26 protein-coding genes are annotated in these 23,499 nt (G+C 68.4%); 5 read left to right on the forward strand and 21 right to left on the reverse strand.

The genetic code is table 11. The features are described from left to right. Nucleotides 1-436 precede the first annotated feature (436 nt). Together LQZ85_RS11685 and LQZ85_RS11690 are read right to left on the reverse strand one after the other, a co-directional pair. A complete protein-coding gene (locus LQZ85_RS11685) occupies nt 437-1,768 on the reverse strand; it encodes a HAMP domain-containing sensor histidine kinase (RefSeq protein WP_056275530.1) in 1,332 nt (443 codons plus the stop codon). Next, entirely contained in the window at nt 1,761-2,438 is a 678-nt protein-coding gene (locus tag LQZ85_RS11690; protein ID WP_056275527.1) for a response regulator transcription factor, read from the reverse strand. Before LQZ85_RS11690 ends, LQZ85_RS11685 begins: the two co-directional genes overlap by 8 nt. A gap of 158 nt (nt 2,439-2,596) precedes the next feature. On the opposite strand from LQZ85_RS11690, the gene LQZ85_RS11695 reads away from it, so the two are divergent. Further along, complete coding sequence (locus tag LQZ85_RS11695; protein ID WP_056275524.1) at nt 2,597-3,133, forward strand: hypothetical protein; 537 nt, start codon at nt 2,597-2,599, stop codon at nt 3,131-3,133. A 14-nt stretch (nt 3,134-3,147) separates the two neighbouring features. On the opposite strand, the gene LQZ85_RS11700 is transcribed toward LQZ85_RS11695, so the two are convergent. Further along, entirely contained in the window at nt 3,148-3,354 is a 207-nt protein-coding gene (locus tag LQZ85_RS11700) for a CDGSH iron-sulfur domain-containing protein (RefSeq protein ID WP_053098184.1), read from the reverse strand. Next, the gene (locus tag LQZ85_RS11705; RefSeq protein WP_056275521.1) at nt 3,351-4,391 is read right to left on the reverse strand and encodes an iron-containing redox enzyme family protein; all 1,041 of its coding nucleotides are present in this window, start codon (nt 4,389-4,391) and stop codon (nt 3,351-3,353) included. The genes LQZ85_RS11700 and LQZ85_RS11705 overlap by 4 nt, the downstream gene beginning before the upstream one ends. A 147-nt stretch (nt 4,392-4,538) precedes the next feature. Between LQZ85_RS11705 and LQZ85_RS11710 the strand changes: the two genes are divergently transcribed. After that, nucleotides 4,539-4,718 (forward strand): hypothetical protein, encoded by a 180-nt coding sequence (locus LQZ85_RS11710; RefSeq protein WP_053098182.1) that lies wholly within the window; start codon nt 4,539-4,541, stop codon nt 4,716-4,718. Nucleotides 4,719-4,745: 27 nt separating this feature from the next. Here LQZ85_RS11710 and LQZ85_RS11715 read toward each other — a convergent pair whose 3' ends face one another. The 5 genes from LQZ85_RS11715 to LQZ85_RS11735 form a co-directional block, all read right to left on the reverse strand. Continuing rightward, a complete protein-coding gene (locus LQZ85_RS11715) occupies nt 4,746-6,131 on the reverse strand; it encodes an LLM class flavin-dependent oxidoreductase (protein WP_056275515.1) in 1,386 nt (461 codons plus the stop codon). 80 nt (nt 6,132-6,211) lie between these two features. Then, entirely contained in the window at nt 6,212-6,943 is a 732-nt protein-coding gene (pnuC, locus tag LQZ85_RS11720) for a nicotinamide riboside transporter PnuC (RefSeq protein ID WP_187249190.1), read from the reverse strand. Continuing rightward, entirely contained in the window at nt 6,940-7,467 is a 528-nt protein-coding gene (locus tag LQZ85_RS11725) for a GNAT family N-acetyltransferase (protein ID WP_056275511.1), read from the reverse strand. Before LQZ85_RS11725 ends, pnuC begins: the two co-directional genes overlap by 4 nt. Continuing rightward, nucleotides 7,464-7,868 (reverse strand): hypothetical protein, encoded by a 405-nt coding sequence (locus tag LQZ85_RS11730; RefSeq protein WP_056275508.1) that lies wholly within the window; start codon nt 7,866-7,868, stop codon nt 7,464-7,466. The genes LQZ85_RS11725 and LQZ85_RS11730 overlap by 4 nt, the downstream gene beginning before the upstream one ends. A 31-nt stretch (nt 7,869-7,899) precedes the next feature. Continuing rightward, nucleotides 7,900-8,817, reverse strand: a complete 918-nt coding sequence (locus LQZ85_RS11735) for a DUF808 domain-containing protein (protein WP_053098178.1) — start codon at nt 8,815-8,817, stop codon at nt 7,900-7,902. Between the two features lie 151 nt (nt 8,818-8,968). On the opposite strand from LQZ85_RS11735, the gene msrB reads away from it, so the two are divergent. Together msrB and msrA are read left to right on the forward strand one after the other, a co-directional pair. Continuing rightward, complete coding sequence (gene msrB, locus LQZ85_RS11740; protein ID WP_053098177.1) at nt 8,969-9,436, forward strand: peptide-methionine (R)-S-oxide reductase MsrB; 468 nt, start codon at nt 8,969-8,971, stop codon at nt 9,434-9,436. Continuing rightward, complete coding sequence (gene msrA, locus LQZ85_RS11745) at nt 9,433-9,978, forward strand: peptide-methionine (S)-S-oxide reductase MsrA (protein WP_053098176.1); 546 nt, start codon at nt 9,433-9,435, stop codon at nt 9,976-9,978. The genes msrB and msrA overlap by 4 nt, the downstream gene beginning before the upstream one ends. Before the next feature lie 190 nt (nt 9,979-10,168). Here the strand turns inward: msrA and LQZ85_RS11750 are convergent, their stop codons facing one another. The 3 genes from LQZ85_RS11750 to LQZ85_RS11760 form a co-directional block, all read right to left on the reverse strand. Then, nucleotides 10,169-10,969 (reverse strand): alpha/beta hydrolase, encoded by an 801-nt coding sequence (locus LQZ85_RS11750; protein WP_200955141.1) that lies wholly within the window; start codon nt 10,967-10,969, stop codon nt 10,169-10,171. 92 nt (nt 10,970-11,061) lie between these two features. Next, on the reverse strand, nt 11,062-12,513 hold the full coding sequence (locus tag LQZ85_RS11755; RefSeq protein ID WP_053098174.1) for a catalase: 1,452 nt from the start codon (nt 12,511-12,513) through the stop codon (nt 11,062-11,064). 63 nt (nt 12,514-12,576) lie between these two features. Next, on the reverse strand, nt 12,577-12,999 hold the full coding sequence (locus LQZ85_RS11760) for a Fur family transcriptional regulator (protein ID WP_053098173.1): 423 nt from the start codon (nt 12,997-12,999) through the stop codon (nt 12,577-12,579). Between the two features lie 94 nt (nt 13,000-13,093). Here LQZ85_RS11760 and LQZ85_RS11765 point away from each other — a divergent pair, with 94 nt between their 5' ends. Next, a complete protein-coding gene (locus LQZ85_RS11765) occupies nt 13,094-13,624 on the forward strand; it encodes a hypothetical protein (RefSeq protein WP_056275501.1) in 531 nt (176 codons plus the stop codon). A 30-nt stretch (nt 13,625-13,654) separates the two neighbouring features. Here LQZ85_RS11765 and LQZ85_RS11770 read toward each other — a convergent pair whose 3' ends face one another. The 9 genes from LQZ85_RS11770 to LQZ85_RS11810 form a co-directional block, all read right to left on the reverse strand. Next, nucleotides 13,655-14,320: a histidine phosphatase family protein gene (locus tag LQZ85_RS11770; protein WP_082298058.1), complete on the reverse strand. Its 666-nt coding sequence runs from the start codon at nt 14,318-14,320 to the stop codon at nt 13,655-13,657. A 47-nt stretch (nt 14,321-14,367) separates the two neighbouring features. Next, on the reverse strand, nt 14,368-16,407 hold the full coding sequence (locus LQZ85_RS11775; RefSeq protein ID WP_056275498.1) for a hypothetical protein: 2,040 nt from the start codon (nt 16,405-16,407) through the stop codon (nt 14,368-14,370). Between the two features lie 4 nt (nt 16,408-16,411). Continuing rightward, the gene (locus tag LQZ85_RS11780) at nt 16,412-17,395 is read right to left on the reverse strand and encodes a glycoside hydrolase family 130 protein (protein ID WP_053098170.1); all 984 of its coding nucleotides are present in this window, start codon (nt 17,393-17,395) and stop codon (nt 16,412-16,414) included. Between the two features lie 15 nt (nt 17,396-17,410). Further along, a complete protein-coding gene (locus tag LQZ85_RS11785; protein ID WP_053098169.1) occupies nt 17,411-18,250 on the reverse strand; it encodes a carbohydrate ABC transporter permease in 840 nt (279 codons plus the stop codon). Between the two features lie 2 nt (nt 18,251-18,252). Further along, nucleotides 18,253-19,218 (reverse strand): sugar ABC transporter permease, encoded by a 966-nt coding sequence (locus LQZ85_RS11790; RefSeq protein WP_082586444.1) that lies wholly within the window; start codon nt 19,216-19,218, stop codon nt 18,253-18,255. A 10-nt stretch (nt 19,219-19,228) separates the two neighbouring features. After that, complete coding sequence (locus tag LQZ85_RS11795; protein ID WP_056275494.1) at nt 19,229-20,497, reverse strand: extracellular solute-binding protein; 1,269 nt, start codon at nt 20,495-20,497, stop codon at nt 19,229-19,231. 35 nt (nt 20,498-20,532) lie between these two features. After that, on the reverse strand, nt 20,533-21,525 hold the full coding sequence (locus LQZ85_RS11800; RefSeq protein WP_056275491.1) for a LacI family DNA-binding transcriptional regulator: 993 nt from the start codon (nt 21,523-21,525) through the stop codon (nt 20,533-20,535). Between the two features lie 150 nt (nt 21,526-21,675). Beyond that, the gene (locus LQZ85_RS11805) at nt 21,676-22,605 is read right to left on the reverse strand and encodes a DnaJ domain-containing protein (RefSeq protein ID WP_053098165.1); all 930 of its coding nucleotides are present in this window, start codon (nt 22,603-22,605) and stop codon (nt 21,676-21,678) included. A gap of 51 nt (nt 22,606-22,656) precedes the next feature. Next, on the reverse strand, nt 22,657-23,310 hold the full coding sequence (locus LQZ85_RS11810) for a YigZ family protein (protein WP_230100907.1): 654 nt from the start codon (nt 23,308-23,310) through the stop codon (nt 22,657-22,659). Between the last annotated feature and the right edge of the window lie 189 nt (nt 23,311-23,499).

Here is a 23,499-nt window from a genome sequence, read left to right on the forward strand (position 1 = left end):
GGGTGCGGGCGGTGCTGGGGGAGTCGCGTTCGTCGGGAGGTTCTCGGGCGTCTGGTCGGGGGTCGGGTTCTTGTCGTTCATGTCTCGATGCTCTCGCGGCAGTGCTGAAGCCACCCTGAAGCGTCCTGAAGGCGTCTTCAGGAAGCAGGGCGTCTCGGCCGCAGTGACACGTACCACCTGCAGGATCCGGGCACGGATGCAGGACGAGACATGGATCCTGTTCCCGCATCCGTGCGCGGGTCCTGCAGACGGCCCGGATACTGAGGTGCCAGGTCCTGCAGACGGCCCGGATGCTGTGGCTCCAGGTGCTGCAGACGGCCCGGATACTGAGGTGCCAGGTCCTGCAGACGGCCCGGATACTGAGGTGCCAGGTCCTGCAGACGGCCCGGATGCTGAGGTGCCAGGTCCTGCGGACAGCCCGGACGCCGAGAGAGTGTCAGTCCGAGAGGGGCAGGGCCACGACGAAGCGCGCGCCGCCCCAACGGGAGGCGTCGACCGAGACGGTGCCGCCGCCGGCCACGGCGATGCCCTGCACGATCGCGAGGCCGAGACCGCTGCCTCCCGCATCCCGGCTGCGCGCCTCGTCGAGCCGCACGAACCGTTCGAAGATGCGCTCGCGCTCGTCGGGCGGCACGCCGGAGCCGTCGTCCTCGACGGTCACGAACACCCACGAATCCTGCGGGATCACGCTGATGGCCACGCGAGCCGCACTGTGCCGGACGGCGTTGTCGGCGAGGTTGCGCAGCAGCTGACCGAGCAGGCGGGGGTCTCCGGTGACACGGGCCGCACGGATGCCGGAGCCGTCGACCTCGACGCCCCGAGACCTCAGCCGCCTCACCTCAGCGAGCGCGAGGTCGTCGAGATCGATCGCCTCGTCGTGCGTGCCGCCGCCCTCGTCGAGCCGGGCGAGCAGCAGCAGCGATTCGACGATGCCCTGGAGCCGGAGTCCTTCATCGGACACGACCTCCGCGAGCTCGCCGATGCTCGTGGTGGCCGGGTGGGCCTGCGCGAGCTCGGCGTGCTGTCGGATCGTCGCGAGCGGGGAGCGCAGCTCGTGCGACGCATCGGAGACGAAACGGCGCTGCGCCGTCGCCGAGGCGTCGAGGCGATCCAGCATCCGGTTCATGGTGGTCGCGAGCGCCGCGATCTCGTCCGATGACGGCGGCACCTCGACGCGCCGATGCAGGTGCTCGGCGGTGATCCCGTCGACCTCTTCGCGGATGCGGGTGACCGGTCGGAGGGCCCGCCCGACGACCAGCCACGTGGTCACGGCGACGAGCAGCAGCAGTAGCGGCACGGCCACCGCGAGCAGCAGCGCGACCGTCGACAGCGTCTCGACCCCGTCTTCGATCGACACCGCCAGCACGAGGGTGTCGTCGTCCTCGATGCCGTCGGAGACCACGAGCATGGGCTCGCCGCCGATCGTCAGGGTCTGCGCGCCGTCGGAGACCGGCAGAGCGGTCGACCCCAGTTCGTCGCGCGCATCCTCACTGGCGGCGCGCACCGATCCGTCGCCGCCGATGATCTGCACGATCTCGTCGTCGAGGGTGTCGATGCCGCGTTCGCCGCCTGGTCCGCCGCCGGGGCCGTCAAAGCGATCGGCGAGTTCGTCGAGGCGCTGCTCGGCGGCACGCTCCGCGCTCGCGTGGATGCTGGAGCTCAGGATGCCGTAGAACGAGAACGCCCCGATGAGCAGGGCGACGGCCACGACGAGCGTCGCGCCGAGGGTCGTCCGGGCGCGCACCGATCGGAATGAGCGCCTAGCCACCGTCGACCGCCAATCGGTAGCCGGCACCGCGGATCGTCTCGATCGCCTCGCGTCCGAAGGGCTTGTCGAGCTTGCGGCGCAGGTGTCCGACGTAGACCTCGACGATGTTGGGGTCGCCGTCGAAGTCGTCGTCCCATACGCCGTCGATCAGCTCGCGCTTCGAGAGCACCTGACCTCGATGACGCATCAGGTGCTCGAGCACGGCGAATTCGCGGGCGGTCAGCGTGACCGGGGTCTCGCCCCGCCAGACATGGTGCGACGAGGGGTCGAGCTTCAGGTCTCCGGCTTCGAGGACGGCCGGGCGGGCCACGGCTCCGCGGCGCACGAGGGCGCGGATGCGGGCGACGAGGATCGCGAAGGAGAACGGCTTCGTCACATAGTCGTCGGCGCCGGTCTCGAGGGCCTCCACCTGATCCCACTCGCCGTCCTTGGCGGTGAGCATCAGCACGGGCGTCCAGTTCTCTTCGGCGCGCAGGGCCTCGCACACCTTCCAGCCGCTCATGCCGGGCATCATGAGGTCGAGCACGATCGCGTCGTATCGGGTCTCGCGCGCACGCCAGAGCCCGTCGACGCCGTTGTTCGCCACGTCGACCGCGAAGCCCTCGGCCTCGAGTCCCCGGCGGACGGCGTCGGCCAACCGCACCTCGTCGTCAACCACCAGGATCCGCATTCCTCCAGTGTGGCGGGCGCACGCTGAATCCGGGCTGAAGCGGGGTCGTCGCGCCTCATCGCCGCATCCGGCCTGCACCCGGGGGCGTTGTCGCGGTGAGCGGAGGCGCACACGGAATGACCATTGGCCACTGAGCTCCCGTGTGGTTGCATGAGGGAATGACCGGACTCCGGGGGGACAGGTCGAGAGGTGCACGGCTGCTTCTCGTCGTTGCGACGACCATGATGCTCGCAGGGTGCGCGACGGCCACCGCCGGCCCGCCTGGCGCATCGCCATCTGCATCTCCGAGTCCCACTCCCACGGCAGCGTGCCCGCAGATCGAAGGCGTCGATCTGCCTCCGGACTGCGCGCCCTACGACCCCGACGACGCGATGGCGCAGAACGAGCGCTACCGCGATCGCGTCGACCTCTCGGAGGAGAGCCGAGCCGCCGCCGAGAAACCGGCGAACGACATCCGCGCCGGCCTCGAGTCGCTCCGCACTTCCGGCGGCCTGTCGGTCGCGGCTGTGGAGGAGGTCTTCGCCGACGCCGGCCTCGCCTACGTCCAGACGCTGGGCGACGAGCGGGCCGTGGCCTTCGGTGCAGCTGCTCCCGAAGGGGGATGCATCTTCGGCGAGGTCTCGGCCGACGTGCTCACGGTCGAGATCGGCGGCGTCATCATGGACGGCGGATGCCTGCCGGCAGTCGGGCACTGACCGACGGGTTGAGATCAGGCGTCGGTGCGGAACCCTGCGGCCTTGTGGGTGCCGTCGCAGAACGGCTTGATCGTCGAGAGGCCGCAGCGGCACAGCGCCACGGTGCGGCGCGTGACCTCGATCGGCTCGCCGTCGGATGACTCCAGCACCGCCGCGCCCCGCACGAGCAGCGGTCCGTCGGGGTAGGCGGTGATGGTGACGGCATCCTCGCGCGCGCTCATCGTGCGTCCCTCGGCCGCAGCGAGGATTCTCCACGCGTCCACGAGTCGAGCATGTGGCCCGCTGCCCAGCCGTCCACGGTCAGGCAGGCGGCCGCGCCGAACATGATGTCGGGCAGCAGCTCGGGGTGATCCTCCGCCAACCCGCCGGCGAGGTCACGCGCCGCGATCTGCTCATGCACGGCATCCGCTTCGACGTGCTCATCGAAGTAGTCGGTCACGTCCTCACCGAACCCGAGGCGCCGCAGGCCGTCGGCGTACAGGCGGTTGGGGATCGACGAGGTCATCTCGAACGCGGCGAGGTGTCCGACGATGGCGCCGAGGAGGCGCCGGTTGACGCCGAACATCGACATCGAGTTCAGCGAGGCGAGCGTGATGGCCGGCACGTCGTCGACGTATCCGCCGTAGGTGTCGTCGAGTCCGGCGCCGCGCATCGCGCGAGCGAAGATCGTCGCGTGCACGCGGTCGGGCCGCCCGCCGCCGTACTCGTCGGACTGGATCTCGACGAGCGCCGCCTTCGCACGCCCGTGCAGGCGCGGGATCGCCCACGAGTGCGGGTCGGCCTCGCGCAGCGTGTAGATCGAGCGCTGCATGAAGAACTCGTGCATCTGCTCTTCCGTCGCCTTCTTCGCGACGTAGCGCGACAGGCTGGGACCCGTGTCGGCCTCGGCGAGGGCGAAGAGGGCCCGCCCGACGGCATCGACGGTCGGCTCGGGGAGTTCGGGCATCGGGACACTCGCCCGCAGTGCCCGCTCGAACGCGTGCTCGAGGATTCCCCGTGTCGCGATCAACGCCGGATCCCACTCGAGGGCGGGGTCGAGCTCGGGAAGAGACCCGTACGACGAGGCGTAGAGCACGAAGAGCGCGAGCTGGATGTCGTCGTCGCGCACGACGTCATCGGTCGAAGCGAGCGCAGCCTCGGCCCTGGCACCGAGATCGTCGGCGTCTTCGCCGGTCAGTCGGCGGATGACGGCGTCGCTGAGGGGACCTCTCGCGGTGATGCCGTGAACGGCGGACGAAGTGAGTGCTGGCGCAGACATGGAGATGCTCCCAAGAGTCGGATGCTTGCAGTCTCACCCCGGTGATCAGCGCACGGGAAGGGGATTGACGGCGACGCATCGGATGCGGAAGGGCGGATGCCGCAGCGTTCGGATCTGTGACGTCGCCGCGCCGCCTAGGCTGGAACCATGAACAAGAACTCGCTCTGGACCATCGTCGGCGTCGTCCTCGCCGTGGTGATCGCCTGGTGGATCGTCAGCGCGCTGTTCTCGATCCTGTGGTTCATCGCCAAGCTGGCGATCGTGCTCGTCGTCGCGGTCGTGGTGTTCCTCGTGCTGCGCGGGCTCTTCACCTCGAAGGCCGACTGACCGCGCCCGACCGAAGGTCGCTGAGGGTCAGGCGACCGGGACGTTCGCCCCGATCCGATACCTCGCGGCGCGGTGCGTGTCCTGCACGCGGTCGCCCTTGCCCTGCAGCTTGTTGCGGAGGGTGCCCGGCGTGTACTCCTCGGGGTAGACGCCGCGTTCGCGCAACACCGGGATGACGTGCTCGATGACGTCCTGCCAGGTGCCGGGAGTGACCGCGTAGGCGAGGTTGAAGCCATCGATGTCGGTCTCCTCCACCCACGACTGCAGCTCGTCGGCAATCTCGACGCCCGAGCCGACGAGGGTCGGGCCGAGGCCGCCGATCGCGTTGTGGCGTCCGAAGTCGCCGACGGTCCACTCGCGTCCGAGGTCGGCCTCCTCCTTCAGGTGCTGCAGCACCGACTGGATGGCGTTCGACTCGACGTTGCCGACGGGCTCGTCCTCGGCGTACTGCGAGAGGTCGACGCCCATCCAGCCCGACATGAACGTCAGCGCGCCCTCGGGGCTCGCATACGAGAGGTACTCGGCGTGCTTCGCCGCGGCATCCTCGCTCGTCGCCCCGGTGATGACCGTGAGCAGCGTGTAGATCTTCGCGTCGTATCGGTCGCGGCCCGCCTCTTCGAGTGCGTCGCGGATGCGCTTCACGGTGCCGGCGAGCACCTCCTTCGACGGGGCGGCGACGAAGATCGCCTCGGCGTTCTCCGACGCGAAGCGCACGCCGCGGGGGCTCGCTCCGGCCTGGTAGATGACCGGCGTGCGCTGCGGTGACGGCTCGGAGATGTGGATGCCGGGAACGCTGAAGTGCTTCCCCTCGTGGCCGATGGGGTGCACCTTCGACGGGTCGGTGAAGATGCCGCGCTCACGGTCCTCGACGACCGCGTCGTCTTCCCACGACCCCTCCCAGAGCTTGTAGAGCACCTCGACGTATTCATCGGCATGGTCGTAGCGGTCGTCGTGCGCGAGCTGGTCCTCCTGGCCCATGTTGCGCGCGGCGCTGGGCAGGTAGCCGGTGACGACGTTCCAGCCGACGCGTCCGTTGGTCAGGTGGTCGAGGGTGCTCAGACGGCGCGCGAACGGGTACGGGTGCTCGAAGGCGGTGCCGGCGGTGATGCCGAATCCGAGGTGCTCGGTGACGGCGGCCATCGCGCTGACGAGCAGGATCGGATCGTTGACCGGCACCTGGGCGCCGTTGCGGATCGCCGCCTCGTTCGTCCCGCCGTAGACGTCGTAGGTGCCGAGGACGTCGGCGATGAAGATGCCGTCGAAGGTCGCGCTCTCGAGCAGCTTCGCGAGGTCGGTCCAGTACGAGATGGTGTTGTACTGGCGCGATCGATCGTCAGGATGCCGCCACAGGCCGGACGACTGGTGGGCGACGCAGTTCATGTCGAAGGCGTTGAAACGGATCTGACGGGTCATGGGGACCAGCAAACCCGTCGATCGACCTCTCGGCCACCCCGGTGACATGCGCCGACACATTCGCCGAGTGGTCGGGGCGGTCAGTCGCGGTCGCGGTCGACGGTCTTCATGGTCGACGTGATGGGTCGGGGATCCGGCATGATCGTGTCGACCTGCGGTTTGGCATTCGCCTGCGCGCGGCACCACACGACGAATCCGACCGCGGTGAAGACGCCGTAGAACACGTACATCAGGCCCGTGGCGTAGAAGCCGGAGCTGAACAGCAGCGGCACGCCCACGATGTCGACGGCTATCCAGATGAGCCAGAACTCGGTCCAGCCCTTGGCCATGCCATAGGTGGCGAGCAGCGAGCCGACGAAGGTCCAGGCATCCGCCCACACGGGCTCCCACGAGCCGAGCGCGCGGAACAGGGGAGTGAGGGCGATCGTGCCGATCACCATCACGAGCACCAGGCCGATGCGGGCACTGTTGGGCGCCCATCGCGGGGTCACGCGCCCACCGTTCGAGGCGGCCTGGCGCCAGCGCACCCAGCCGTAGATCGCGACGATGATGAACATGATCTGACGCCCGGCCTGGCCGAGCAGATGCGGCAGCTCGTGGTCGGGATTCAGGATCGACCCGAGGAAGACCGTGAGCAGCAGCAGATTGCCGACGATGCCGACCGGCCACGCCCAGATCTTGCGCTGCATGCCGCCGAGGGCGCTCGCCAGGCCGAACGCGTTGCCGACCACTTCGCGGATCAGCAGCACCTGACCGCCGGGGAGCACCCACTGCGAGTTGAAGGCGTCAGCGAGCCAGAGCAGCGGGTTCACGGGCGCTCGTCCGGGAACGGCCGCTCATCGAGCACCAGCTGCAGGAAGGTGAGATCGAGCCAGCGATCGAACTTGGCGCCGACCTGCGGCATCCGTCCGACCTGCATGAAGTCGAGGCGCTTGTGCATGATGATCGACCCCGTGTTGCTGCTCTCGATCGCCGCGACCATGACGTGCTTGCCGAGGCGTCGCGCGCGGTCGATGAGCTCGATCATGAGCGCCTTGCCGATGCCGCGCCCGCGCTGCCCCTCGCGCACATAGACGGAGTGCTCGACCGTATGGCGGTAGCCGCTGTGCGGGCGCCAGTCGCCGAATGTCGCGTAGCCGAGGACGCCGGTGTCGTCGACGGCGACGATCACGGGGTAGCCGCGCTCGGTGCGCTCGGCGAGCCAGGCGGTGCGGTCATCGACCGTGACGGCCTCTTCGTTCCAGATGGCGGTCGTGGTCAGCACCGCGTCGTTGTAGATGGCGGTGATCGCCTCGACGTCGGCGGTCTCGGCATCCCGGATCTGGTGGTCGCTCATCGGGTCTCCTGCATCTGCGCTCGGGTGCGCACGGGACGACGGTAGCAGGATGCCGGGGTGGGGTCGGTCTCCGAGGGCTCGCCGCGGCTTCCCTCCTGTGCCGCGCCGTCTTCGACGTGCAGGTTCATGACCGAGTGCACCCTCCCTCCGTCGCGGAACACCAGGCCGAGACCCTCGCCGAACTGCCTCTCCTCGACGGTGAAGTGCGGGTTCTTGGCTGCGATTCCGAGCAGGAAGCGCGCGACATTGTCGGCGCCGGCGCGTACGGGAAGGGGCTGGCATCGGGGTCGCTGCGCGGCGACGCCGATGCTCTGCAGGGAGCGATCACGTTCGACGAATGGCTGCGCACCGAGGATCACGTGCGCGGCGAGTGAGTCGCGCCCCGGATCGCATGTCGGCATACCGACTGAGATTCGAACAGCGGCGTCGGTGTCAGACGTGCACGTCGGCGGGCGATTCCTCGCCCTCGTGGAAGCTCGGCTTCTTGCCGATCAGGCGACCGATCCCGAGGATGATCCCCACGATGATCAGACCCGCGATCAGACCCGCGATGGCCGAGAACAGCGTGTCGCCGATCCAGACGATGACACCGCCGGCCGGCTCGAGGAAGTGCTCGATGCCGTGCAGGATGTCGGCGCCGAAGTGCACGCCGACCTCGCCGAGGTTCACGAGCAGCAGGTGCCCGCCGACCCACAGCATCGCGACGGTGCCGAGGATGCTGATGAAGCGGAAGACCGCCGGCATCGAGCGCACGATGCGCGTGCCCGTGTGGCGAACTCGCTGGGACGGGTTCTTCGCCATCTTCAGACCGATGTCGTCGATCTTCACGAGCAGGGCGACTGCACCGTAGACGACGCCGGTCATGAGCAGCGCGATCACGGCGAGGATCGCGAGGGTCGTCCAGATGTCGAGGCCGGCCTCGAGGTTGGCGAGCGAGATCAGCATGATCTCCGTCGACAGGATCAGGTCGGTGCGCACCGCGCCCCACACGAGCTTGTTCTCGTTGCGGGCGCTCTCATCGGCATGGCCGTGCTGCACGCCGAACCATTCGAGCACCTTCTCGGCCCCCTCGAAGCAGAGGTAGGCGCCACCGAGGATCAGCAGATACGGCAGCACCCACGGCGCGAAGGCGGTGAGCAGCAGCGCGATGGGGATGATGATGACGAACTTGTTCGCGAGAGATCCGAGGGCGATCTTCGCCACGACCGGCAGCTCGCGCGCGGGCGTGATGCCCTGCACGTACTGCGGGGTCACGGCGGCGTCATCGATCACGACGCCGGCGGCCTTGGCCGAAGCCTTCATCGCCGCGCTGAGAATGTCATCGACGACGGCGAGCAGTCCTACCGACATGTGTGTCTCCCTGGTGTGTATGTAGCGGAGCAACTCTATCGACTGCGCACAAACTCACAGCGCGCTCACAGTCCCGCGGGACCAAAACCGGCATCCTCCTGGTTCTCTTCTATGACGCTGCAGCCAGCCGCGTCGGACAAGGAGACAGACCATGTCGAACGAGTACAGCAAGACCCCCGAGGCCGTCAGCGACCTCACGCACCTGCAGTACGAGGTCACGCAGGAGGATGCGACCGAGCCGCCCTTCCGCAACGCGTACTGGAACACCCACGACGACGGCATCTACGTCGACGTCGTCTCGGGCCAGCCGCTCTTCGCGTCGACCGACAAGTTCGACAGCGGCACCGGATGGCCGAGCTTCACCAAGCCCATCGAGGCCGACGCCGTGACCACGCGCACCGACCGCACGCTGTGGATGAAGCGCACCGAGGCGCGTTCCAGCGGCGCGGACAGCCATCTCGGGCACGTCTTCGACGATGGACCCCGAGACGCAGGAGGACTCCGGTACTGCATGAACTCCGCCGCCCTGCGCTTCATCCCGGCTGACAGCCTGGAAGATGAGGGGTACGGTCGCTACCGTCACCTCTTCCCCACCCCCAACTCCGAGGAGAACTCATGACCGACACCGGAACAATCACCCGCACCCCCGGGACCGAGACCGCCGTGCTCGCCGGCGGCTGCTTCTGGGGCATGGAAGACCTCATCCGCCGCCAGCCCGGCGTGCTAGACACCCGCGTCGGCTACACCGGCGGCAGCAACGACCACGCGACCTACCGCAACCACCCGGGTCATGCCGAGGCTGTGGAGATCGTCTTCGATCCCACGAAGACGACGTACCGCGACATCCTCGCTTTCTTCTTCCAGATCCACGACCCGTCGACCAAGGATCGCCAGGGCAACGACATCGGCTCGAGCTACCGCTCGGCGATCTTCCCGCTCAGCCCCGAGCAGGAGGCCGTCGCGCGCGACACCATCGCCGACGTCGACGCCTCGGGTCTGTGGCCGGGCAAGGCCGTGACCACGATCGAGCCCGTCGGCCCGTTCTGGCAGGCCGAAGAGGAGCACCAGGACTACCTGATCAAGTACCCCAACGGCTACACCTGCCACTTCCCGCGTGCGGGATGGGTGCTGCCGAAGCGCGAAGAGAACGCGACGGTCTGACCGTCACCCCGAGAGCCCTTCGTCTCGCCGAGACGGAGGGCTCTTCTCGTGCCCGCGGTCAGTGCTCGGGCAGACGGCTGCCGCTCCGGCAATGAAGGAGATCTCGCGGATCGAGGAGCGGATGCGGAGAAGCATCCTTCGTTGCCTGAGATCTCCTCCGCTACGAGTGGGCAGGCGTGGCCGCCCGCGGTCAGGTCTCCGACAGGAAAGCGAGCGCGGCTTCCTTGAAAGCGCGCGATCCCGGTGCGTTGAAGTGGTTGCGATCGGGGATCTCGAAGAACCGTCCCTGCGGGGCAGCTGACGCCAGGGCGCGAGAGCCCTCGATGATGGCATCCTTCGACCCCGTCGCGAACAGGATCGGGCTCGCCGGCGCGTTCGACGGGTCGGGATCGATCGTCCGAGACGACCGCATCCCCTCGGCCAGCGCCACGAGTGCGCCGAGGTCGTTGCCGGGCACGCGCTCGGTCAGCGCGATGTAGTTCTGCGTCGTCGGATCCGCGACGGGCGTCCCGTCGGCGAGATACGCGCGCACCTGGTCGAGATCGAGCCGCGCGAGAGGGATGCCGTCCGGCACCCCTCCGAGCACGGCGCGGCCGATCCGGTGGGGCAGATCGCGCACGACCTCCCAGCCGACCCGGGCCCCGAGCGAGTATCCGACGTAGACGGCCTCGTCGACGAGATACATGTCCATGACCGTCTCGACGTCGGTCGCGAGAGTGCGGATGCCGTAGGCGTCGGCCTGGTGCGGCTTCTCGCTGAGCCCATGGCCCCGCTGATCGAGCGCGAGCACCCGATACCCCGCCTTCGTGAGCTCGCGCACCCACCCCGTGAGCACCCAGGTGTCGCGGGCGCTCGACGCGAACCCGTGCACGATCACCGCCACGGGAGCATCCACATCACCCCAGGTGTAGGTCGCGAGGCGAGTGCCATCGGCGGCGTGCACCTGCTGGGGTTCGGGCATCTGGGTCAGGTCGGAGAGAGGAACAGCCACGGCATCCATTGTGCTCCCCCTGCGATGCCCGGAGACGCCGAGACCCACCGGCCCCGAACGGACGGTGGGTCTCGGTCCTCAGCGGAGGCGGCTCAGAAGCGAGCGCGCAGAGCGTCGCCCAGCGAGGCGTCGACGTTCGTCCAGTACTGGAAGAACCGCTCGCGGATCGCGTCGATCGTGATGCCCTGTCCCTGGCCGGTCAGCGTGTCGAGGAAGCGCGCGCGCTGCTCGTCGTCGAAGACCGTGCGGTAGAGCGTGCCCGCCTGACCGAAGTCGTCGTCGTCGAGGTGCAGGGTCGCGGCGGCGCGGATCAGCTCGCCGTCCGACTCCCAGCTCGCCTCGACACCGGCAGCGGGGTCAGCCGTGGGTCCGCCGGCGGGGCCGTAGGAGTTCGGCGTGTAGACGCGGTGCTCGGCCGGGTTGAACTTGTACTGCATCTGGCCTTCGTGCATGTAGTTGCGCACCTCGGCCGCGTGCGGCTGGTTGACTGGCAGCTGGTTGTAGTTCGCACCGATGCGGTAGCGCTGAGCATCCGAGTATGCGAACACGCGAGCCATGAGCATCTTGTCGGGCGAGATGCCCGTGCCGGGAACCTGGTTGCCGGGCGAGAAGGCGGCCTGCTCGATCTCGGCGAAGAAGTTCTGCGGGTTGCGGTCGAGCGTGAACGTGCCGACCTTGATGCGCGGGTAGTCCTTCTTCGACCAGGTCTTCGTCAGGTCGAACGGGTTGAAGCGGTAGGTCTTGCCCTCTTCGTAGGGCATGACCTGCACGTAGACGTCCCACGAGGGGGCGTCGCCGCGAGCGATCGCGTCGAACAGGTCGCGACGGTAGTAGTCGGCATCCGATCCGGCGAGCTTCTCGGCCTCTTCGGCGCTCATCGCCTCGACGCCCTGCTTCGACAGGAAGTGGTACTGCACCCAGAAGCGCTCGCCGGCGGCGTTGACCCACTGGTAGGTGTGCGATCCGTAGCCGTTCATGTGGCGCCAGCTGCGCGGCAGGCCGCGGTCACCCATGAGGTAGGTGACCTGGTGGGCGGACTCGGGGGAGAGGGTCCAGAAGTCCCACTGCATGTCGGCGTCGCGCAGACCCGAGTCGCCGAGACGCTTCTGCGAGTGGATGAAGTCGGGGAACTTCATGGCGTCGCGCAGGAAGAAGGTCGGAGTGTTGTTGCCGACGATGTCGAGGTTGCCCTCGGGCGTGTAGAAACGCAGCGCGAAACCGCGCACGTCGCGCCAGGTGTCGGGCGAACCCTGCTCGCCGGCGACCGACGAGAAACGCAGCAGCGTCTCGCTCTGAGCGCCCGGCTGGAAGGCCGCGGCACGGGTGTAGGCCGACACGTCCTCGGTGACGGTGAACGTTCCGAAGGCTCCGCCGCCCTTGGCGTGGGGGTTGCGCTCCGGCACGCGCTCGCGGTTGAACGACGCGAGCTTCTCGACGAGGTAGCGATCGTGCAGAACGGTGGGGCCGTCAGCTCCGACGGTGAGCGAGTGCGCGTCGCTCGCGACGGGGGTGCCCGTCTGGGTGGTGGTCGATGGGTCGGTCATGTTCTTCTCCTTCTGCACGCAGACACGACGATCATCCCGGGTGCCCGGGAACGGCGTCGGATGCTACTGCGCGGCGTTCTGGCAACTGGGGCACAGGCCCCAGAAGGTCACTTCGGCTGTCTGGACGGTGAATCCCCCCGCCGAAGACGGGGTGAGGCACGGCGCTTCGCCGACGACGCAGTCCACATCGCCGATCGCACCGCACTGGGTGCACACGATGTGGTGATGGTTGTCGTCGATGCGCCTCTCGTAGAGCGCCGCGGAGCCTGCCGGTTCGATCCGGCGGATGAGGCCCGCCGTCGTCAGGTCCGCGAGGATGTTGTGCACCGACTGGATCGACGTCGTCGGAAGCACGTCGGACACGGTGCGGAAGATCCGCTCCGCATCCGTGTGGGCCATGGATTCCAGTGCCTCGAGCACGGCGACGCGGCCCGCGGTCGCACGCAGCCCGGCACCGCGAAGTGCCGAGTCGAGTTCTGTCTCCATGGCCCCGACTCTACCGTTTATTTTGAGTAACTCAAAAGAATGGCGTGTCGGGCGCGGCGGTTGCATCATCCTGGCTCATCCGTAGCGTGGAGGGATGTTCAGGAAACGAGCGGCGACGATCGGACTGGTCCTGATGGCGGGCATCGCGCTCGCCGGATGCACGGGAGAGCCGTCGGGGTCGGCGACCGGATCGACGTCTCCCTCGCCATCTCCGAGCGGCTCCGCGTCGACGGCGACTCCGGATGCCGACTCCGACGAGGCGCAGCTTCCGCTGCCCGTGGACGAGATCGCCGAGTGGGCGCAGACGGCGGTACCGGGGTCGGACTCGCCCGGATACGTCTTCGGCTTCTCCGGATGGATGAGCGAGAACAGCTCGGCCAACGACGTCACCAGCTTCACATCGCTCGAACCGGGGACCTATCAGGCGCAAATCGCATGCCGAGGCGAGGGGACGATCGTGCTCACCGTCAGTGAACTCGATGAGGGATCGCCGTCGGAGCCGATCGCGTGCACGAACGAGACGATCGCGTTCGACGTCACGAATGCCCGGACCGGGGTGAGGTTCGAGCTCGCTCTCGACGGCGCTCCCACGATCAATGCGATCTCGCTCGTCACCGTGCCGTGAGTTTCCAGTGCTCTCGTTCCGCTGCGGGGGTCAGGACTCCGACGGTGCGAGGGGCAACTCGAGGCCGTAGTTCCACGTCAGGATCGCCGGCTGCTCGCGATAGAAGCTCAGCACCGACACCGATCCGGCATCCAGCGTGATCTGCGCGCCGAAGCGCGGAGCGAGGCGCAGGTAGACGGCGGTGAGGATGCGGAGGAAGTGGCCGTGCGCGACGAGTGCCACATCGCCCTCGGTCAGCGCCGGCAGCACCCGTGTGAGCACGCGGGACGCGCGGGCGGCGACCTCCTCCACGGTCTCGCCCGGCGTCGCGCCCCGGATCACACCGTGGGTGAAGGCGCTCCAGTCGTAGCCGAGCTCCTCGCGGATGTCCTTCGTCGTGCGACCCTCGTATCCGCCGTAGTCCCACTCGACGAGCAGCGGATCGACCTCGGCGTGAAGCCCCGCGAGCTCGGCCGTGCGCCGAGAGCGCTCGAGGGGTGACGACAGGACGAGCGAGAAGTCGTAGTCGGCGACCAGCCTCCCGGCAGCGCGAGCGAGGTCTTCACCCCGCGCCGTGAGCGGGATGTCGGTGAGGCCGGTGTGGCGGCCGGCCCTCGACCACTCCGTCTCGCCGTGGCGCAGGAGGACGAGCTTTCCCGAGGGATTGTCGGGGGCGGGGCGATCGGGCAGCGGGTCGTACTCGGGAAGCGCAGGCACACCGCAACCGTAGTCCGCACGCGTGCCGACGGCACAGCCCCGCACCCTCACCGCGTGATGGTGAAACCTCCGCCGCGCACGCGAACCCTGCCGCCCTGTACAGCTTGGCCACGCTGCGACCCGTCGGCCTCGTAGGCTCGGCCCGATCCCGCAGCGAGGGGCGAGACTCGCTGATCGCGCCGAGCGCCGTTCGCGTACAGCACCGCGGAACCGGATGCCATGGCATACACGGCCGTGGACACCGCCGGCTGGATGACGAGAGCGTCGAGCCGCAGATCGCCGGTGCTCGTGCACCGGACGGTCACCGCATCGGCGGGAAGATCGCCACCGAGCAGCTGGGGAACGAGCATCCCGTCGGCCTCCGTGAGGCCGCGATCGCCCGTTCCTCCGGCAGGGGTTCGCGTGCTCCAGAGCCGCCTGCCACCGCGGAACACCTCCCACACCGCCTCTCCGGCATCCGCCTTCTGTCTCCAGACGAGACCGTGCAGGATGCCGCCGGCCTCTGTCACATCGAACTCGACCGACTCGCCCGCGGGAACCCGCACATACGCGGCTCCCGAGAGGTTGCCCTCGCCGATCCACGCGCCGCCCTCTGGCCGCACGACTTCGCAGCCCGCCGAGAGCCGAGCGCCCTCGGCATCGATCACCCGAAGTCCCGAGAACGAGGACAGGCCGGTGATCGATGTCGCGATGCGTGCGATGTCGCGGTTCGCGTCGAGCAGCAGCATCGTGAGCAGCCCGTGGATCGTGGACTCAGCCCCCGAGTTACGATTCACGCGCCCGTCGGTCTCCACGCCGTCGAACGTCACGCCGGTGGCCGGGTCGTACACCGGGACGCCTGCGGTGTTCGCCCCGAAGAACCAGCTGGCAGTCAGCCCGGCGAGCACGCGCATACCGTCTCCGCCGACGGACGCCGCCTGTACGGCGCCCGCGACGCGGCCGTGTGCGCCGTACGCGATCTGCGCCTCCGCGGGCAGCGGCGCCCAGGCGTTGTGCGGTCCGCCCGAGGCGAGCACCTGCGGGGTGAACGTCCCCGCGTCCGCCACGGCCGCGGCGGTCCATTCTCGGCGGCGCAGCAGCGCACCCGCGCGAGCCAGTGCCTCCGGTGCGGCAGCGCCCCAGGCATGCCAGAAACCGAGAGACCCGGTCCACGGCAGAACGGCGCCGAACGGCCATCCCTTCGCCGGGTCGGTGGCCATCGCGGCCACCCCTTCTCCGTAGGTCTGCAGAGCCTGACGGCTGCGCGCATCTCCGGCCTCGGTCGCCGCAGCGAGCCCGAGCATGGCCTCGGCCGTCGCATCCGCGCCGCCGGCGATCAGCCAGGCGGGCAGATCCCGTCCGTCGCTGCGCACCCAGTGACCGGCACGCGACAGAGACTCGCGACCGAGCGCGTCGAGAGCGAGATGCAGCCGTGCGAGCAGGAATGCCGCGAACTCGGAATCCTCCCGCCGGAACGCCGCATAGCCCTCGCCGAATGCCCAGACCGAACGAGCGAGCCAGTAGGACTCGGCGGAGTCCGACGGGTCGGGCAGTTCGACGGGGATCGCGCTGGGGTTCAGGGTGCCGTCCTCCTGCTGCCACAGCACCACCCGGCCGGCATTCGGCCCGCTCGTCGTCTGCAGGAACGCCAGCGACCTCAGCACATCGCGTGCCTCGTCGCGGGCCTGCGCGTCGCCGGTCGCCTTCCACGCGCGCAGGAACACGATCGCCGCTCGCGCGATGTCATCCGCGTTGTAGGCGCCCTGCGTCCAGTACCCGGTCACGGCGTCGCGAGTGCCGCCACCCACCGGACGGAATCCGCCCGCACCGTCGGTGTCGGCATAGGTCCACGGTGCGAGCACGCGGGGTGAGGCGTCGATGCCGAACGTGGTGTGCGTGGTACTCGCCACCACGGGAACCTCGGCGAGCAGGAAGCGCAGGTGTGCGAGGTTCGTGAGCCGCGCGCCTCCACCCGCGCCGATCGGTCGAGATCCGAGCGGCAGTGCGGCGGGCGCCGAGGCGTGCGCTCCGGCAGGGTCGAGCGGAAGCAGCGCGAGTGCAGAGGTCGCGGCTGCGGCGGTCAGGAACGTGCGTCGGGAGATGGACATGCTCTCATTCCTCGTTCGTGTCTCTCAGTGCCCGGCCCCACGGCTGCGCGGGATCGTGGATGGCGACGGCCAGCGTCGTGTCGGACTGCCCGTAGTAGGCGAACCACTTGCCTCGGAACTTCACGAGTCCTTCGACGAACGTGACGTTCGAGACCAGGCCGTTCATGTCCTCGAATGTCTGCGGCCTCAGCCATGGCTCCTGCAGGCGGGCGATCACCTTCGTCGGCTCGTCGGGGTCGATCGCGATCTGCCCGCACCGGTAGTCGACGTCGACCGATCCGTCGTCATGCACGACCCTCGTCGCGCCGTTGGTGAGGAACACCAGCAGTCCGTTGTCGGCGAGCACGGGCGAGGTGCCGATCTCGACGAGCGCTTCGTCCCAGGTGCCCGGGGTCGGCGAGTACATCGGGTCGGTGTCGGCCGTGCCCGGCGTCCAGTGGATGAGGTCGTCGCTGGTCGCCCAGTAGATCGCCCCCTCGCCGAAGTACATCCACCATTTGCCGTGCATCTTCTGCGGCACGATCACGCCGGCCTTCGACCAGTTGAACCCACGCGGATCCATGGTCTTGAACGTGTCGAAGTCGTCGAACAGCGGGCCGTGCTTGGTCCAGGTGCGCAGGTCGGTCGAGGTGGCGAGGCAGAGCTGGGCGCTGCGTCGGTCCCATCCCGTGTAGGTCAGATAGTAGGTGCCGTCGATCAGCGCGATGCGCGGGTCCTCGCATCCGAAGCGCTCGTAGTCCTCTGAGGGGGAGAGGATCGGCGCGTCCTCGCGGGTGAAGTTCACGCCGTCGCTCGATCGCGCGATGCCGATGTGCGAGACGATGTCGTCGGCGTGCGCCCGATAGAGCAGCACGACCTCGTCGCCGTCGACGATCGCGGCCGGGTTGTAGAGATTGGCCGACTCCCAGCTGTCGCCTTTCGGTCGAAGGATGGGATTGGCCTCGTAGGGGACGAAGGGGCCCAGGGGGAAGGTTGCTCCGGTGAACATGGGGTGCCTTTCTGGCTAGCCTTTGACGGCGGCGCCGAGGTCGGTGGCTCGGAAGAACCGCTGGAAGACGATGAACAGGATGACGACGGGGAACGCCAGCGCCGTGGCGCCGGCGAGGATGGCCCCGTTGGGATTCGCCGTCGACTGCGCGACGTTCGAGATGTAGTTGGCGAGCGATACGGCGAGCGGCTGCAGCGACGCGTCCTTCGTGATGAGGAACGGCCAGAGGAACTCGTTCCAGGGGCCGATGAACGTGACGAGCACCACCGTGACGAGTACCGGCTTGATCAGCGGGATCGCGACGGACGTCAGCAGCCGGATCTCGCCGGCTCCGTCGATGCGCGCCGCCTCGAAGATCTCGACGGGCAGCGCCTTGAAGAACTGCACGAAGATGAACACCGCGGTCGTGTTGATGAGGAACGGCAGGATCATGCCCATGTATGAATCGCCGAGCCCGTAGTTGCGGGTGATCTGCACGTAGAGCGGGATCATCAGCAGCTGGAACGGCACCATCTGCACGAGCAGCATGAGCACCCAGATGACGCCACGGCCGCGGAAGTCGAGCCTCGCGATCGCATATCCGGCGAGCAGCCCGAACACCACGGTGCCCAGCAGCACACCCGCCGTGAAGATCAGCGAGTTGAGCAGGGAGCCCGCGAGGTCGATGCGGGAGTCGATCGCGAGGAAGTTGTCGACCGTCCACCCGCTCGTCGGGAAGAGCTCGCTGGGCGAGTTCGTCGGATTCTCCTGGAAGGCCCCGACCAGCATGAAGTAGAACGGGAAGGCGAAGCCGATGGCCGCGACCGTGAGCAGGATGAGGCTCAGGATGCGGGGCAGTGAACGCGTGCGTCTCATGGTCATCGCTCCCTGGTCGCGCGGTTGGCGGCGAGTGACAGCATCCCGACCAGGATCACGAGGATCATGCCGATCGCTGCCGCGGTGTCGGGGTTCTGCTGCTGGATGCCCAGCTGGTAGATCAGCAGCACGGGGGTCGACGAGGCGCCGTCGGGGCCACCGCCGTTGGTCAACAGGTAGGGCTCGGTGAAGAGGTTGGCTCCGGTGATGATCGACAGGATCAGCACGAGCGTGGTGGCGCTACGGACGCCGGGTACCGTGACGTTCCAGAATCGGGAGAATGCTCCCGCGCCGTCGGTCTCGGCCGATTCGTAGAGCTCCTTCGGCACGTTCTGCAGCGCCGCGAGATACAGCAGGATGTAGAAGCCCAGCTGCTTCCACGTGACGTAGAGCGCGATCATCGGCATCGCCAGCCCGCTGTTCACGAGCCACGACGGATCGGGGGCGAGCGGGCCGAGGATCGTGTTGATCAGACCGTTGCCCGAGAAGAGCAGCATCCACACGCCGACGAGCGAGACACTGGCCGTCAGATACGGCACGTAGAACGCCACGCGGTAGGCGGCGACCCAGCGGATGCCGGTGTTCAGCGCCGCGGCCAGCACGAGCGAGAGCACGGCGGTGAGCGGCACGTTGATGACGAGGAAGATCAGGGTGTTGCGGAACGAACCGAGCACTCTCGGGTCGGTGAGCACGGTCACGAAGTTGTCGAAGCCCACGAACGGTCGCTCGACCTCGACGTTGGGGGCGGTGAAGAAGTAGTCGTGGAAGGCGATGTAGACCGCGAATCCCAGCGGGAACGCGAAGATCGCCAGCACGAAGACCAGGTACGGCAGGGCGAACAGGCCGCCGATCGGTTGCGCACCCAGCAGTCGGGTGCGCAACCGCGCCCTCGGTGGCCGGCCCGCGGACGGGGCCGGGGCTGAAGTGCCCCCGGCCACGTCCGCGACGGCGTCGTCTCGGAGCGTCATCGCAGACTCATCACTCGGCGACGAGGTCGTCGATCTTCGTCGTGGCGTTCTTCAGGAAGTCGTCGATCGACTCCTTGCCGAAGATCACGGCGGCGGAGTACTCGTCGCGGAACGCCTGCCAGGCCTCCACGGAGTTCGGGATGCTGGGCACATCGGCCGTCGCCTCGGCCTGCTCGGCGAACGCGACGTAGTTCGGGTTCGCATCGAAGTAGTCGGCGTAGGTCTCCGTGAGGTCGGTGCGCATCGGCATCTGACCGGTGGCCTCGAGCAGCTGTCCGTCGCTGTCGACGCTCGTCGAGAACTTCAGGAACTCCCATGCGGTGCCCTGGTTCTCGCACGCGGTGAACATGGAGACGCTCTTCGAGTCGGCGAAGGTCGTCGGGTTCTCGCGGCCGTCGCTGGTCGGGACCGGCATGAACCCGACGTCGACGGTCTCGGCGTACGAGGGGATCGCCCACGGACCGGCGAGCTGCATGGCGGTGGTGCCGGCGGACATCGCATCGTCGGTCGACGCCTCGTTCGGCGAGAGCTTCTCGTCATAGAACGTCTTCCAGAATTCGGCGACCTCGCGGCCGGCATCCGAGTCGACCGTCGCCTTGCCGTCTTCGACGAGCATGGTGCCGTCGGTCTCGGCGAGGTAGAGCGGGTAGAAGTCGAACCAGGGCTGGTAGAACTCGCTCGTCGGAGCCGGCCAGATGGCGCTCTGCACACCGGAGGCGACGATCGCCTTGGACCCCTCGAGGAACGCGTCGTACGTGTTCATCTGCGGGTCCTCGGGATCGATGCCCGCGGCCTGGAACAGCGCCTTGTTGTACATGACCATGACGGGGTTCGACTTCCAGGGCAGCTGGTAGAAGCTGCCGTCGGTCGCATACGAGTCGACCTCTCCTCCGCGCTCGGTGATGTAGTCGCTGCCGCCCTCCATGGTGCTGAGGTCGACGAGTCCGCCCTGCTTGACCCAGCCCGAGACGGCGGCCGGGGCCACGTTGTAGACGAGGCAGGGTGCGGTGCCGGCGGTGATCGCGGCGGTGATGGCCTCTTCCGACGACGAGCCCGCGGGGATCTCCTGGGCGTTGACCTTCTCGTCGGGGTGCTCGGCGTTCCAGGCGTCTACGACGGCGGTGCCCCAGGCGACCTCCTGCTCGTTGTTCGACAGCCAGATGTCGATGGAGCCGGTGCCGTCGGCCGAGGCGTCGCCGCCCCGGCCTCCTGACGAGCATCCGGTGGCGACCAGTGCGACGGCTCCCAAGAGCGCTGCTGCGCGGATCTTCTTCTTCATGTTGTCCTCCTTGACGCGATGGTTCGGGTGATCGTCTAGCGGGTGGTGCTCTCCCGGAAGTGCACGACGTTGCAGTCGACGACCTCGGTGCGCGGTTCGGCGCCGAGGATGTCGGCCTGCAGCAGGCGGGCTGCCGCGCGGCCACGTGCGGCAGGACCCGACGAGACGCTCGTGAGCGCAGGGGAGAGGTGGGCCGAGAGGTGGTCGTCATCGAAGCCGGCGATCGCGAGATCGCGGGGGATGCTGAGTCCGCTCGAGCGGGCGTACGACAACCCGGCGATCGCCATCGTGTCGTTGGAGTAGAGGATCGCGGTCGGTCGCTCGGGAAGCGCGAGCAGCTCGGCGGTGCGCTCACGACCGCTGGATGCCGTGAAGTCGCCCTCGCGCAGCAGTGCGTCTCCGCCCACGGCGTCGATGTAGGCATCCGCCCGCACCCGCGAGTGCACGTAGTCGAGAGGACCGGCCACGTGCGCGATGCGCTCATGCCCCTCGGCGCGCAGGTGGGCGATGATCTCGCGCACCGGGGCGTCGTCATCGGTGCGTACGCACGAGAAGCGGGTCGGCTGCTCGTAGGCGCCGACCAGCACGGCCGGCAGGCCGAGTTCTTCGAGCAGCGGCACGCGCCAGTCGTCGTTCCGAAGATCGAGGAGCAGGGCGCCGTCGGCCCGCCCGTGGCTGAGCGAGCGATAGGCGCGTTCCTCTGCGGCCCGATCGGGAACCACCTGCAGGATCAGGGCAGTCTCGGTCTCGGCCAGCACGGACTCGACGCCGGCGATGAACGCGGGGAAGAACGAGTCGTTCGCGATGACCTCGGGGTCGCGGGCCAGCACGACGGCGAGGGCGTTGGCCTTCTGGGTGGCCAGCGCGCGGGCGCTCTGGCTCGGCACCCAGTTCAGCTTCTCCGCGGCGGCGAGCACTTTCGCCCTGGTGTCGTCGGAGATGGGGCGCTTGCCGCTCATCGCGTGAGAGACGGTGGCCTTGGTGACTCCCGCCTCGCGGGCGACGTCGGCGATCGTCGTGCGGCTCATGCCACCTCCTCGTGGAACATCGGGCTGATCGTCCGCATCTTCGCCAGGCGTCGGTTTAACCGGTTTGACAGGTGCGGGTGCAGCGAGTGTAAACCGGTTTGACGACGCCCGTCAAGAGGGCCGGACGGATGCCACAGGGCGCGACCAGGGTCAGACGAAGGTGACGGTCTGCTGCAGTCGGGTGCGGACGTCGAACAGTTCGTTGCCGCCGATCGCTCGTGCGCCGGGCACTCCCTGGCGCAGCACCATCGCCAGGGCGCTGCGCCGCACGACCACGACGGGCACCCCGCGACTGCTGCCCAGAGGCGTGACGGCCTGTGCCAGGTCGTCGTCGGGGAGCACCATGATCAGACCGCCGAACTTCACCTTGGCGGCCTTCGCGACGGTGCGCATGCGGCCGAGCGCCGCGGTGACGGGCGCGCGTGTGCCGAGGCTCGGGCCGGTGATCTCGCCGCGGCGGAATCCGACGACGCCGCCGAAGTCCTCCGACATCACGCCGTAGAGACCCGACGGACTGAGCACGACGTGGTCGAGCTTGTCGTCGGGGTCGGCGCCGGTCGCGACGTCGTGCCAGACCGTGAATCCCATTCCGAGGGCGCTGACGGTGCGGGCCGTCGCCTCTTCCGCGAGGGCATCGGCGAGCAGCCGTCGCAGGTCTCGCGGCGCTGATCGCACGAGCGCCGGGTCGTAGGGATCGGGCACCTCGACGCCACGGCCGGCCCACTCGCGGATGAGTGAGAGGTAGCGCTCTCGACGCCATCCGCCGGGGTGGCCGTACGACCGCGCCCGGGGACGCGTGTCGGTGCGGGTCGCCGACTGCGGCCGCCAGCCGTTCCACTCCGGTTCGGCGGGGATGCCGGGGTGGGCGCCGGAGCGACGGTCATAGGCGGCGCGGCCCTCGGGCGTGCCGACGAGTTCCCACGCGCGCTGCACCTGGATGAACACGGCCGCGTCCCCTCCGGTGTCGGGGTGGGTCTGGCGCAGTCGCAGACGATAGGCGCGCCGCAGCTCGCCGTCGTCGACGGTGGGGTCCACCCCGAGGATCTCGTAGGCGGAAGCCGAGAGCGGGCTGTCGAACATCGCTCTCCTTCCGAGATCGCGTCATCCAGAATATCCGGGCGCTGTTGTGGATCAGCCGGGGACGTCGACGATGCGCTCCACGCCGGTCACCGGCACGACGGAACCGGCGGATGCCGCCGCGAGATCGTCTGCGAGCCGGGGCAGCTCGTCTGCCGGGGCCCAGACCTCGAACGTCGCGACGGCGCCGTAACGGGCATCCCCGAGGGTAGCTCCGTGATGTCCCGCCCAGTCGCGCAGCAGGTTGTCATAGCGTCCGGCATCCGCATGGGCGACATCGATCGTCACCTGCGTGAGTGACTGCCGCCGTACGAGCGCTGCGAGATCGAGAGCCTCGGACACGGCCGTGGAGTAGGCGCGCACCAGACCGCCCGCTCCGAGCTTCACCCCGCCGAAGTAGCGGGTCACGACGGCCACGACGTCCGTCAGCTCGCGACGCCGCAACACGTCGAGCATCGGGATGCCCGCAGTGCCGGAGGGTTCGCCGTCATCCGATAACCGCGCCTGGTCGCCGAGAAGCCCCGTCACCATCGCGGTGCAGTTGTGCCGGGCATCCCACCACTGCTTGCGGAGGCGGGCGATCACGGCATCGGCCTCGTCGACTGAGGCGACCGGCTCGACGGTCGCGATGAATCGCGACTTCTTGATGACGATCTCGTTCGCGACGCCCGCGGCGATCGTGGCCGGATGGGAACGCGCGGGTATCATCCGCCCCAGGATAGTGCTGCCCTCGGCCACGCCTACGCGGTCCCCTCGCGCCGACCGGTGCTTCAGCTGCTCCCAGGACGATACTGGACCGGCGAAACCTTCGGGAGTCGGCGGGTGGCTGCTATATTCCGGTCGGCGAATGGGAATACAAGAATCCGTGTTAGCGTGATCGGCATTGACCAATGGGGG

Source organism: Microbacterium sp. Bi98 (assembly GCF_918698045.1).
Classification (GTDB): domain Bacteria; phylum Actinomycetota; class Actinomycetes; order Actinomycetales; family Microbacteriaceae; genus Microbacterium.